Annotated in this window: 6 protein-coding genes; 3 read left to right on the top strand and 3 right to left on the bottom strand. The window is 57.3% G+C overall.

Annotated elements, in window-relative coordinates:
* Positions 1 to 259: 259 nt before the first annotated feature.
* Positions 260 to 937 carry a DUF4276 family protein gene (locus EII23_RS10985; RefSeq protein WP_185702376.1) on the bottom strand — a complete coding sequence of 226 codons (678 nt, stop codon included), beginning with the start codon at positions 935 to 937 and terminating at the stop codon, positions 260 to 262.
* Positions 930 to 2,057 carry an AAA family ATPase gene (locus EII23_RS10980; protein WP_124793412.1) on the bottom strand — a complete coding sequence of 376 codons (1,128 nt, stop codon included), beginning with the start codon at positions 2,055 to 2,057 and terminating at the stop codon, positions 930 to 932. Before EII23_RS10980 ends, EII23_RS10985 begins: the two co-directional genes overlap by 8 nt.
* A 51-nt stretch (positions 2,058 to 2,108) precedes the next feature.
* Here EII23_RS10980 and EII23_RS10975 point away from each other — a divergent pair, with 51 nt between their 5' ends.
* Together EII23_RS10975 and EII23_RS12970 are read left to right on the top strand one after the other, a co-directional pair.
* Entirely contained in the window at positions 2,109 to 2,453 is a 345-nt protein-coding gene (locus EII23_RS10975) for a hypothetical protein (protein WP_124793411.1), read from the top strand.
* 644 nt (positions 2,454 to 3,097) lie between these two features.
* Complete coding sequence (locus EII23_RS12970; protein ID WP_185702375.1) at positions 3,098 to 3,247, top strand: hypothetical protein; 150 nt, start codon at positions 3,098 to 3,100, stop codon at positions 3,245 to 3,247.
* A gap of 418 nt (positions 3,248 to 3,665) precedes the next feature.
* Here EII23_RS12970 and EII23_RS10970 read toward each other — a convergent pair whose 3' ends face one another.
* Entirely contained in the window at positions 3,666 to 4,313 is a 648-nt protein-coding gene (locus EII23_RS10970) for an NYN domain-containing protein (RefSeq protein WP_124793410.1), read from the bottom strand.
* A 128-nt stretch (positions 4,314 to 4,441) separates the two neighbouring features.
* On the opposite strand from EII23_RS10970, the gene EII23_RS10965 reads away from it, so the two are divergent.
* Positions 4,442 to 13,510, top strand: coding sequence for a VCBS domain-containing protein (locus tag EII23_RS10965; RefSeq protein WP_124793409.1), 9,069 nt, complete (start codon positions 4,442 to 4,444; stop codon positions 13,508 to 13,510).
* Positions 13,511 to 13,742 lie beyond the last annotated feature (232 nt).

Raw genomic sequence — 13,742 nt, 5'->3', positions numbered from 1 at the left:
TCCAGATCCGCAACGAAATCCGCAGGCACAAAATCCCGCAGCAGCGATTCCACCATTTCAGGATTGCTGAAAAACTGCTTGTACGCAGGATCGTGCGGAATGCGCTCTTTTCCCATACGCACATCCTATCCCAGCGATGCCCGACGGGCAAGACGCAGTACAGTCCCTTGTGTTCCCAGGGCATTCACCTGCCTTGCGGCAGTTTTTGCGCCCTGCCCAAACGCTGTCCAGCGCGGCCCGGCTGTTTTTGGGCATGCCGCTACTGAAGGGGCTTGAGATTTTCCAATTTTTCCAGCCATGCATGAAAGAGCGGGCACTGCGCGCGCATGGCGGCAATGCCAATATCCCGGGCGATGGTGATGCCTGTTGCAATTTTGTCATAGCGGGCATTCAGGCTTCTTATTCTCCCGGACGGGGCTGTCTTGCCCGAATCGTTGATGCGCTCCGGCTCTCCGCAGGATCGGACAATCTGCTCTGTTTGCTTTGGAGCGACCCCCAAATGGGCAGCCAGTTTGGTTGTGTCGCTGAAAAGCAGGGCCTCAAACTCGTGCATGCACACATAGGGAATGAATCGCCGCTCCATATCATGCCCGGGGAGAGCATGTTGCAGTTTTTCCAGGGTGACGGCACAGAACTTTTCTGCCTTTTCGGTGTGCGATGCAATCCTGCGTATGGCCGCATACTCTGGCCAGTCATGAATGCCATAAAAATCAATGAACTGTGTTACATAAATGTCAGAGCGTTGCCTCAGTTGGCTGGCAATATCCTTTTTGACGCGCTCAAAATGGATATTGCCGCCTTTCTGCCCCGGTTTGGACGCAATGATTCCCCGCACAAACACATGCCTGTCACCGAGGTATGGAGCCAACACTTCCTTGAAAAATTTTGCTTCTGTCTGGCCTTCAACAATGGCAGAAACTTCCACAAGGCTACTCATGGACAGTCCCTCCCGCAATAACATTCTTACGCCACAGGTCTCCAACGCTGTATTCTTCAAGCCAAACAGTGAAATCCTGTTCTTTGAGGCGCTCAAAAGTGGAAGCGCCGTTCTTGCGATTGACCACAATAATATCTTCAACGCAAAAATGGTCGACAAGTGCGGGAGATTGGGTGGAAATGATCACCTGCGTTCTTTGGGCTGTACCGTGAACAAGTTCGGCAAGCAGTGCAATGCCTTCGGGGTGCAGCCCCAACTCCGGCTCGTCAATGATGATGGTTTTCGGCAGTTCGGGCTGCAACAGGGCTGTGGCAAGGCAAATAAAACGGATGGAACCGTCCGAAAGATGGTACGGCTGCATGGGATAGTCCGAGCCTTTTTGCCTCCAGGTGAGCTTTGCCTTTTCTGCTTCGCCCATTTTGACGGTATCCAGGAGGAAGTCGTCAAAAAAAGGCATGACCATGCGTATTGCGCTGACAATCTCGGCATAATTTTTCGGATACTCTTTTTTCAGGCGCAAAAGAAACGGTGCAATATTGCTTGCGTTATTGCGCAGCATTGCACTGTCTTCAACAATTTCAGATCGCCGCATTGCCGCATTGTTGCTGGTATCATGAAAGTGATACACCATCCAGCTGGCAATGGAACGGTAGACAAAATGACCAACGCCGTTGTGTTGGCCATCATGCGATCTTTCGTTGCGAAAATCATGCAAACGACTTTCAGGGGACGGAGTGCCATAGCTTCTGGAGGATGTGGTCGTATATTTTCTCTCCTCGGCAACAAGAAAGGACTCATTGACTGTGGGCGTCAGTACAAATTTGTATTGATTTTCCCCCTTGGCACGGGGGGAAAGCGACGAAAATACAAACTCGCTGCGTATGCTTTCTGTAACTTTTGGGCCGTTGTGCAAAAAGCTGTCTGCCCCGCCATTTTCCAGAACGAATTTTTGAAAATTTTTTTGCGCCATTGCCATGAGCATGCGAAATACCTGAATAAAATTGCTCTTTCCGGCGCCATTGGCTCCAACAAGAACATTGAGGTTCTTCAGCTCAAGGTTTTCAAGCGCGCGTATGGATTTGAATCCTGCAATGCTCAGTTTTGTGATGGCCCCGTCCATATTTTTCCCGGTTTTCATTGAGGTTTGTCGTTGCTCAGGCATCTTTGGGGCATGATAATCGCTGCCCTGAAAGTTGTCCATGCATGGTCGCTGATGGGCTTTGACAAAGCTCCCGGACGCTGTTTTTCTGTTTTTCATGCCCTGTTGAGGACATTCTCGGCCAAGAAGCCGGGACTCCTGTGGCGCACAGAAGGACGGAAGCATCTGGACGGCCGCCGGGAAAGCGGCTATCTATGGCTTGAGGTAGGCATGAAGAAAAAATATTGGTCAAATGTTTTCGCCATGCTTGGCGTTGCCCTTGTCGCCACAGCCCTGTTCCGGGACAACTGGTTTTGGGGAACAGCCCTCGGCGTGTACTGCCTCTTCTGGGGCGCACAATGGTACATGGAGGCGTAACATGCTTTACTACATCACAATATTTGTGTTGGTGACGGCGGTTGTGGTTGGTGTCAATCGCGGCTGGATAAAATAGACGGCTCCCTGCATCACGCTTTTTGCCCCACAATTCGTCAGGGCAATGCGATGGAGATTCTGGCTATCCCCATATATCGTTTTTGTATTCCACACGGCCCCCCGGCAACGGGGGCCTTTTCTTTTGCCTTGGCGGCAGTTGCACGCCCTGAGCCAAATGCCCTCCGGCACAGCCGGTTGTTTGGGCGCACCCGCACCGCCTTCACGCCCCGGCGGCAGCCCCCGGCAACAGGGTATCGCCCACAGCCAGCGGCCCAAGGGCAGCCGATAGCCCGCCAGCGCGGGGCAGCAGGAGGGCCGCAAAAATGGGAGGGCAAATAGCTTCAAAAAAGAGTTTCGATTTGCAAACAAATTGGAATATGCTGTTTTTGCACCAGATTTTTTCGGCCAAGGGGGTAATTGGGGTTAGCGGGCAAATGACCCCAGACAGCCCTATCCCCAATAAGGGACATATTTGGCATATCGCCGCGAGCGATTTGCCGGATCGTCAATCTTGATTTTTTCATCACTCACGGCATCAGCATCTGGACGGCCGCCGGGAAAGCGGCTATCTTTCCAGTGGAGACGGTATGCTCAAGCGTACAGCGGATTGGCTTGAAAAAATGAGTGTGGCGGCTATGGCCGTGGGCATCTTTCAGGGGCAATCCATAGGAATTTTTCTCGGTATGGCTTGCTTTGCGGCAAGCCTGTACCTTACGCGAAAAGCAGGAGGGCAGTGATTATGACCACCTGGATTCTTGCCAGCTTGGCTTGCGCTGCGGTTTTTGTTTTTGGCCTCTACCTGACCCGCAAGCACTCTTGATGCCCTCATGAGCATCTGGCTGCTTTTGGGCGCTGCTTGCCCCGCCATTGCTGGCGTGGGCGTTTGGGCAAAGTTCAGCCTCCAATGAAATTCCGATCGTTCTTGTATTCCACACGGCCCCCGGCAACGGGAGCCTTTTCTTTTGCCGTGCGGCAGGTGCACGCCCTGAGCAAAACGCCGTCTGGGCACGGCCGGTTGTTTGGGCGCACCCGCACCGCCTTCACGCCCCGGCGGCAGCCCCTGGGCAGCAGGGTATCGCCCACAGTCCGCAGCCCAAGGGCAGCCGATAGCCCGCCAGCGCGGGGCAGCAGAAGGCCGCAAATAGGGCGTTCAGATTATGCCCACTCTTGTGGCTTTGTCAGCGTTTTTCCCCCGCCCAGAGGGATTTCGCGGGGCAACTGATTTTTTTCCAGATGTGAGCGTTTTATTTTTGCCTGAGAGTGGCAATTGTTGGCAAGATCAATGGATGACCTGCCAAAAGGAATGATCGCTTTGACGTGTATATGAGGCGCAAGATTTTTCAAAGCTTTTACCCCAGCGATCATATCGCTGTCACCACTGAAGAGAAATGCCTTGTCAAAGCTCTCTCGTGCGGCCTCAAGCAGCATGGTGACAGCTTTCCAGCAGGGCATGATAGCAGTTGAAGCCATCAATAAAAGAAATGACGCGATCCATGAGCGCTCCTGAAAAAAAACCGGCTCCGCAGGGAGCCGGGGCTCCTGTGGCGCAGGCCAGCAGGAGGGGGTCGACACAACAATACAGAAAAAACACCTTCCCGTCCATATTTTCAAAAGATAAAATTTCCGCACCCCCCGCTCCGGAAGCCCCCGAAAAAAGGCGACACAAAAACCTTTTTTCCCTTGACGTTTTTGGCGGCTTTTGCCATGCTTGAGCCGCGCCGGAAGTTTTTCCGGTTTGCGCGAGTCGCCTTTTCGGGCTCGCCCTGTGACTGCCTTCTCGGGCGCGGAATTTTCGCGCTCCAAAGAAAAATGCCGGTTCCGGCAGGCCGCGCTGGTGCGCGACCATTTCTTTTGTTTTCCCCCTGATGATTTCCCCGCGCGGATGTTCCGCGGCGGGGTCTTTGCCTATTATCCACTGACGGAGACATGTCATGGCAGATATTCTTCTTTCGCGTCCCCAGGCTGGCCAGCAGGCCGTTGTTGCCGCTCCCGCGGATTCCCGCCTTGTGCTGCAATTCCCCGCAGATCAGGCCACGCTCGAAAAATCCGGCGACAACCTCGTCTTCCGCTTTGAAGACGGCGCAAGCGTGGAAGTTCCCAATTTTTATACAGAATTCAACAAAGACAACATTCCGGACTTTGTGGTCGACGGCCAGCTTGTGGCCGGAGCCGACTTTTTCAACGCCTTCGGTCCGGACCTCGCCCCGGCGGCTGGCCCCGGAGCCGGAGCCGCAGCCCGCGCGGCCCGCTACAACGACTGGGCCAACAGCGACCTGCTTGACGGCATCAACCATCTGGACGGCCTGGACTGGGGCATGAACCTCGCCAACCGCACAGAAGACGACTGGCAGGGCGACGGCCTGCTGCGGGACGACAACAAGGCCCCGGTGCTTTCCACCGGCGGAGCCCCCCTTGTTGATACGCTGACCGAGAGCGGCTGGGACGGCAAGAGCACCGCCCACAGCGCGGAGGTCAAAACGTCGCCGGTTTCCTTCTCCATTTCTGACCCCGAAGGCGACCCCCTGAGCGGCTTTGTGTATATGGGCGGCAAGGCGATCCCCATTGTCATCGGCGGCACCACGACGGTAGACAGCGACTACGGCACCCTGGAGATCGTGACCTCGGGCGGCGGAGGCAACCTCACCATCACCTATACCTATGCCCTCAAGGAGCCTGAGAGCGGTACGGGAACGCCAGGCGGCCCTGTTGACCGCCTGGCCAAAGGTGAAGAATACAACGAAGCCATCAGATTTTCTTTCGACGACGGGCACGGCAACGTGGTGACCCAGCCCGTCAATCTGACCATTGTCGGCTCCAACGACGCGCCGGACATCAGGGGCGTGGATGATCTCGCTTTGAAAGAGGACGGTGTGTTTGCCGGAACATACGGTGTTGCGGACGGCACCGTCGCGCTCAATCCTCTGGAGAACACCACTACCGCTGACGGTGGTGTCGGTGGCGCACAACACAGGCCAAGCATGACCGGACAGATCGTGGCCAAAGACCCCGACAACGGCGCCGTGCTCACCTACGGCATTGTGAATGCGGACGGTTCGCCCCTGGTTGCCGGTTCCGTGGTGGGTGAGGTTGACGGCACTCCGGTGAACGTCACTGGCGTGAGCACTTCCGGCTCCACCACCGTCATCAGCACCAACTACGGCCAGCTGGAGATCAATTCCACCACCGGGAAGTATTCCTTTGCCCTTGCCAATACGACAGGCACAGGCGCGACCAACCGCCTGGCCGAAGGCCAGGAGGTCACGTTGCAGTTCCGGCCCACCGTGCATGACGAGCATGGCGGTAGGGACATGGAATACGGTGTCCTGCGCGATGGTACGGCCTTGGCCCCCGACACGAACCGCATTGATGTCATCATCAGGGGCACCAACGACCAGCCCGTGTTCGCCGACAGCGCAGGCTGGGATGGCGGTGTCACCAGTGTGACGGAAAACGTAACCACAGAGCCCATCCACGGTCAGGTCACGGCAACGGATCACGACAGCGGGGCGACGCTGACCTATGGCTTTGCTTATGAAGGCAACCTGGAATCCATCCTGTATGCCGTGCCTACCGGCACCGGTAACGGCTACACCCTCAAAACCACGCCTCCCGCAGACGGCAACTATTTCGGTACGCTCACCATGACGGATCAGGCCAGCGGGAAGTATTCTTTTGCCCTGAACAACGCGGCCCCTTGCGTGGACAAGCTGGACGACGGCGACAAGCTGAATATCAAGGTCGATCTGGCCGTCAGGGACGAATTCGGCGCGTGGAGCACAACGCCCCTCGCGGTGACCATCAACGGCGCCAACGACGCTCCGACCTTCACTGGTGGTGGAAATGGCACAGTAAAAGAGAGCGGCGTGTTCGCTGCTGGCGACAAAACCACCAGCCTTATCTTGGCCGAAAACAAGGCGGCAAGTGATACGCCTTCCTTTTCCGGCACGCTGTCCGCCAACGACGTAGATGCCGGCGACACGCTGATCTTTGGTCTGGCTCTGGGCGGCTCTCCGGTGACGGACATGACTCTCTATGCCTTGGGCGACGGCACTTTTTCGGCCACGCCCCCTTCGGACAACAATTACTATGGCTCCCTGACCATGAAGCCCGACGGCAACTATACGTTCACTGTGAACAATAATGAAGGCAGCCCGGCCGACAAACTGGCTGAAGGCAGCACGCACAAGCTGACCTTCACGCCCACGGTCAGTGACGGAACCGTGACCACGGTGGCTGATGCCGCCCACTCCATCACCATCACCATCGAGGGCACCAACGATAAACCCAAACTTTCCGGCGGGAGTTCGTTGCCCGTCACGGAACAGGGACACGGAATTCCTGCCAAGCCCGCAAGCGGCACGGTCACCGCTTCGGACTGGGACAGCGACGATGCGGGTAATCTCAGTTTCGGTCTGGTCATGACGGTCCCCACCGATTCCGAACCGCAAGCGACCGTATACACGAAGCTCTATGTGGTGGACGATGGCGGCAATCCCGTCCTGTCGGCCACGGCTCCCGCAGACGGCAATTATTACGGCACGCTGACCATGACCAGCACGGGCACATACACCTTCGAACTGGAAAACAAAGCCAAAGTCGTGCAACAGATGGACGACAACCAGACCAAAAATCTGGACTTCACCGTAGCTGTGCAGGACACGCACGGCGCGTATGACTACAAGGCATTTACCCTGACCATCAAGGGTGCCAATGACGCGCCTCCTATCAACCCCGGGCCGCGCCCGGAAGTCAAGGAAAGTGGTGTGTACGCCCTGGGCGGCGAAGGCTATCCTTTGCAGATCAACCCTGCTGAAAACACTGACACCGTTTCTGACACCACGCCTGCAAGGCTCTCGGAGAGTGAACACCGTCTGGTTGCAGAAGGGAAAATGGGGGTAATGGACTTTGAGGGAGACAAAGTGCGGTACAGCCTGACGGCCCAATCCGGCGACACCGTGCCGACCGACTGGTCCAACGCCCCTGCGGGGTATACGCCCTTCAATTCCCAGGCATTGACCAACGAATGGGGAACCCTTTATCTGAAAACCCGGTCCACCGACTGGCATCAGGGCGATTATTCCGGAACGGAGAAGGTGGAATACGCCTTTGTGCTCAACGATGCGGGCGCCAAAGTGCAGGCCTTGGCTGAAGGAGACTCCGAGACAGTGTCGTTCAAAGTTGTGTCTGCGGACGAGCACGGCGCAACGGGGAGCGGTTTCCTGAGAGTCACCATCAAGGGCACCAACGACAGGCCCGTGCTGGACATGGACGCCGCCACTGCGGATACCGCCGAGAAAACGGCTGTTTTGCGCTTCACTGAAGACCACCCCATTGCTGATGGCAAATATGTTCTCACGGGGAAGGTGGCTGCTTCTGATGTTGACCAGAACGACACGGCCAAGCTGTATCTGGAAACCGCATCCGGAAAACTGCTGGCTTTTGCGGACAAGGCCATCGCCTTTGTGGACAAAGACGGTAACTTGGTAGACAAAATCGAGTCTGCAGACGGTTCCAACTACTACGGCAAAATCACGCTGTACGCAGACGGCAGGTACGAATTTGAACTCAACAACAGCGCCCCCTGCGTGCAGAAGCTGGCCGGCGGCGAACTCAGGGATCTTTCCATCCCGGTCGTTGCACAGGACAAATTCGGCGCGTTTGACAGGGGTGCACTGACCGTGAAGATCACGGGCGCTGACGACCTTGCCGTCCTGAATGTGGGCAGCCTTACCCATACTCTGGTGGAAGAGGGCGTACTGCCCGGCGGCAACGCACCCTATGCCGGCAAACCCGAAGCTACAGGCATTATTGCGGCCAAGGACACGGACAAAAACGATACGCTGACGTTCAGTGTGCAGGACAAAAACGGCAACTGGCATGAACTGGGCGCTGGCACAGCCTCCATTGCCGCCGAATACGGTGCAATCACGGTTACGGCCAATTCTGACGGGACATGGTCGTACACTTATGTGCTGGACAACAGCAATCCTGCGGTCAACGCCCTTGACCGGCAGGCAACGCTGGGTGACAGCTTCAAGGTCAAGGTCGTCAACCAGAACAGAATTGAGGTAGAGCGCACTGTCCAGCTCACCATTGTGGGTACCAACGACAGGCCGGAAATCGTGACGCAGGAACCGTTGGTGGATATTGACGGCGACGGTACTCCAGACAAGGTGATCACCATCCGTAAGGCCGATGCGGACAATGCCCTGGACGGCTCCTTCAAAGGCAAAATCGGGACGAAGGATGTCGATAACGCCGACATCGGTTCGGAAGAGTCCGGAACATACAATCTTGTGGTCACCGGCGCGGGCGGCAAAAGCGTTGTGGACGCGTATGATGCTGCCAGCGGAGACAAGATCGGAATTATCGAGATTAATCCCGACGGAAACTACACCTTCAGCCTGAACGAGAAAGGACGGGAGCTTCTGAAGGCAAAAGCCGAAGGCGAATATCTTGACGTGCGCGCCGAAGTGCAGGTCAAGGACATCAATAACGCCTCTGACACGACGACTCTCTACTGGCGTCTGGAAGGCCAGGATGACGCTCCCGGCCTGTCCGGCGCGGGTGGCCGCGTAACGGAAGATGGCTGGAAATCGGGCCGGCCTTCAACGCCGGACTACACAGCGGAACCGGGTGTTCCTTTTGTGACGGGCACGCTCTCCGCTGATAGGGTGGACACTACGGATCACGGCGCGAACACCTTCACCTTCGGGCTGGATATCAACGGAGACGGCGCGCCCGACACGGCGACAAAGCTCTTTGTTCTTCCGGACAGGACGTATTCCGCCATGCAGCCTTCCGACTACCTCGGAACCATCGAGTGCGAAACCAACGGTTCGTGGAAGTTCACCCTCAATAACTCCAGCCCGACGGTCAACGCACTGACGCCTGATGACAGGATTGATCTCTCCATCCCCGTGACCGTACAGGATGATCGCGGCTATTCCACGGCCGGATCCATCAACGTCGCCATCAAGGGATCCAATGATCGCCCGGAAATTACCTCCGTGGAAAATTTGAGCCTGACGGAACAGGGTCATACGGAAGCGAGCTATATCGCCACAGGCACGGCCACGGCAAAGGACGCGGACAACCTGCCTTCTGAAACTTCCTTCAGCCTGGTGAACGCCGACGGTCAGCCCGTGCAGACCCTGCAGCTTGAACACGGATCGGTGAGTATCGATGCGGCGACCGGAAAATACACCTACACTTTTGACGTGTTCAACAATGCCAACTACGGCTCTGACGGCAAGACGCATCCGGACATGACGGACACGTTCACCATCTATGTGCGCGACAAGGAAGGTGCCTACTCGGAAAAGAAAGACATTACCGTCAACATCGGCCCGCTTGACAAGTGGGTCAGCGGCCCCGGTTCTCCCGTCACGCTGGCGGCGGATGATCCTTTCCCCGCAGTGAGGGAAGACAACGGCGATGTGGACGGCCGCGGCTTGGCGAATGTTTCCGTGTCCGGCGGTCATGTAACCGCCAGCCCTTCCGTGCATGGCGGCTACTACTTCGTCACTGAAGACGGCAAGAAAGTGCAGTCTGTACCTGGTGTGGACGCGGATGGCAATCGGCTCGGAACCTTTATCATCAATCCCATTACCGGCGAATACCGCTTTGTGCTGGACAACGGCAACCCCCTTGTTCAGCAACTGGACGTCGGCGACAGCATTCCCCTTGTCTCGCCCACAGTGGGCAACTTTTACGGTGGCACGGTCACGTTGCCTGCCTGCACGGTGGAGGGCACAGCCGACAGGCCGGAGTTCCTGGAAAAGGAACATAACCCCATCCTTACAGAGGACGTGGCGCAAAACGGCGGTGCCCACGTTTCGGGAACCCTTATAGCCGAGGATATGGACAAGGGCGATACTGCCATCCTGATCTTTGGCCCGGGTGCGGCCAATGCCGGACAGAGTGTGACAGGCAACGTGATTCACGGCACCTACGGCGATCTGACCGTCAATGCTAACGGCACTTACACATACACGGTGCGTTCCGGCGTCAATGTGCCGCACGGCTCGCACGAGGAAAAATTCAATGTCATGGTGAAGGATGATGGCGGGCTTGAAGACACAGCCATCGTGACCGTCACTCTCAACGGGCTGAATTCTCCGCCCACCACATCTGTTACCCTGCCCGCGCTCACGCCCACCGAGGACGCCAAGGGCGCTGACGGGTATGTGGCTGCCACGGGCTCCATCAGCAAGAGCGACTTTGTCGATGCGGACGGCGACACCGTGACCTTCGGCGCCAGCGTCGATGGTTCCGGCACGGGAACCTCCGCGGTTATGGGCAAGTACGGTACGCTTTTCGTCAAACCCGATGGCAGTTATACTTACCGTTTGGACAACGAGATAGACGCCGTGCAGTCCCTCAAGGGGGGCCAGCCCCTTACGGAAACCCTGTACATTATTGCCCGTGACGGACACGGCGGAACAGCATCGGTCCCCCTCACCATCAAGATCACGGGCACGGAAGACGCGCCTGTGCTGTCCCTGAACAGCAACGGTCTTGCGGGTGCGGGTTCCTCCCTGGATATGGTGGCGGGACAGACGGCCCCTGTAGAAGGTCAGGCCGTGGCCACCGATGTGGACAAGGCCGATGCGGAGGCCAAAAACTTCAGCTACAGCCTCAGGGACGGCACGCTGGAGTCCGACGGCAGGTGGCACAGTGCGGCCAAGGTGGATACCGATAATGATGGCATACCCGACAAGGTGGTGGGAGAGTTCGTACTCCATCCGACCACCGGAAAATACGAGTTCCTTCCCGATGCTGATGGTCTCAAATACCTTTCTGAAGGTGAGCAGATCACGGTCAGGGGAGCGGTGATCGTCAATGCCGGACAGGCCGGCAACAGCGCCGAAGCCGAGGTTGCAGTTCATATCACCGGCACCAACGACGCACCCGTGCTGACCATGAACGAAAGCAAGGGACTGACGCAGCACAAAAAAAGTGGTGCGGCGGCTGCGCCGGAGACAGGAGAGCTCAAGGCAAGCGATCCTGACGGCGATGCCAAGGACATCTCGTTCAGCATCAAGGTCGATGGCGAAGTAACGCAGACCGGCCCCACCACATGGGAGGGCAAGTACGGCACGCTGGAATTGGATGCCAACGGAAAATACACCTACACGCTGTTCCACGGCGACCATCCAAAGGCGGATGCTGTCTATGCCATGAATGAAGGTGAGCTGTATGATGACATCTTCACCGTTGTCACCAGAGACAAGTTCGGTGCAACACAGGAAAACCCAAACGGCATCAAGGTCACCATCACGGGCGTCAGGGACAATCTGCTGGCAGCGGATGCAGGCCCGACAAACATTACCGTGACCGAAGGCGAAGTCGGAACGGGGCGTTTCGAACTCAAATATCTGGAGAGCAAAGACTACGGAGACAATGCCGAGCCCTTTACCTTCGGCATCCTCTATCGTGGTGCGGATGGAAAAACGGTTCTGGAATACCGGGGTGAAGCTGGCCCGGTGACCGATGCCTGGGGCGGCACGTTCACAAAGAGCGGCGACATGCTCATGCACACCAATGCCTACGGCACCTTTGCGCTCAATGCCAAAACCGGAGAGTACACCTATACGCCCAGCGATGCGCTGGCAAAGGATCAAACGGTCAAAAACAGCGAAAGCAAGGTGCATCTCGGCATACGAGCGCACAATACCGATGGCGAGTTCTGGACCCGCAACGAGTTGGAAATCACGGCCACCGGCGTCAACGATGCCCCGGAGATTACGCTTTTCGGCAGTACCGCTGACGGTGGCAGCCTGACCTACTCTGACGTGGATATTCTGGATCAGCCGAAGCTTGCGCTGCTGGTGCAGCATAACGGAACAGACCATGCAGTAACGCCGATAAACGCCACTACAGGCACGGCGACCGTTGCTGGCGTGGGCACGTTCACCTTTACCCGCGCTGATGCAAATGCCCAGTGGACAACGTATACCTTTGCGGCTGAGGCTGCCTTGGCCGCGATGGTGCGTAGCGGCGAGCACGGTGAGACGTTTGACATCAAGATCGGTGTCAAGGATCCGTACGAGACAACCTATGCGTCTACCCAGGTCAAGGTGCTGGGAACCAATGCTGCTCCCGTGCCCGTGAGCGGAGAAAGCGCCCCCTGGTCGGGCGTGCTCGCCACAGACGCGGAGGGCGATGCCCTGACCTTCACAACGGGCGACACAGACGCTGTGGGCAAACATGCTCTGACCTTCGGCACCCTGAAAGTGGAGGCCGACGGCAGCTATGCCTACACCCTGAACACCAGCGAAGCCGCGCTCAAGACGCTGGGCGAAACCGCAGCCGCCGACCGCACGGAAAGCTTCAGCTTTAAGGCGGACGACGGCAAGGGAGCTGTCAGCGGCACACTGAACCTCAAGATTGACGCGGACAACTGGGATACAAAGGGCGGCAAGCTGATGTTCGGTGACAATGCGGACAACACCCTCAACGGCGGCGCGGGCAACGACGTGCTCTACGGCGGTGAAGGGGACGATATCCTCTACGGCGGTGACGGCAACGACAGGCTCTACGGCGGCGCGGGCGATGATACGCTGCACGGCGGCGACGGCAACGACTTCCTTGACGGCGGCGCAGGCGTGAATGCGCTCTACGGCGGCGCAGGCAACGACCTTCTGGTCTACAGCAAGGACAACAGCATGATGGACGGCGGCGACGGCACGGACGTGCTGCTCACGTCCGTCAACAACAGCGATATGGATGCCATCCTGAAGGGCCTCAACAGCGGGAATACCGCGAACATTGAGGTCGTGCTCAACGGGCCGGGCACAGCCAGCCTGACCAGCATGAACGATTTGTCGGGCAAGGGTATCACTATCCAGGATGACGGCAAGGTCAAGCTGGACGGCGGCTGGGCCAGCGATGGAACCAAAACGGACGCCGGGGGCACCACCTTTGACGTCTACACCAATGCCGCCCTTGATCTGACTATTGCCGTGGAAACCGCCAAAAACGCGAACGGCGGCTAACCACGAAAAAAACCTCCCAAAAACACCCCCGTCCCGCGCCTCCTTCGGCCGGGACGGGGGCTTTGCATGCAAAAAAGCCGCCTGCGCGAGAGCACAGGCGGCCATCGTGTTTTGCCGACGATATGAATTACATCATTTTGCTGTCATCTTTGATCCGGTCAACAACAGCCTGCAACGATTCCGCACGGTAGGCAAAAAGCGTCAGCTTCCGCAGAACGTTGGCGTCAGACGA

It is taken from the genome of Desulfovibrio sp. OH1186_COT-070 (assembly GCF_003860215.1).
Lineage (GTDB): Bacteria > Desulfobacterota > Desulfovibrionia > Desulfovibrionales > Desulfovibrionaceae > Desulfovibrio.
Note: the sequence above shows the minus strand (reverse complement) of the source record. Positions and strands in the feature narration are given on the sequence as shown.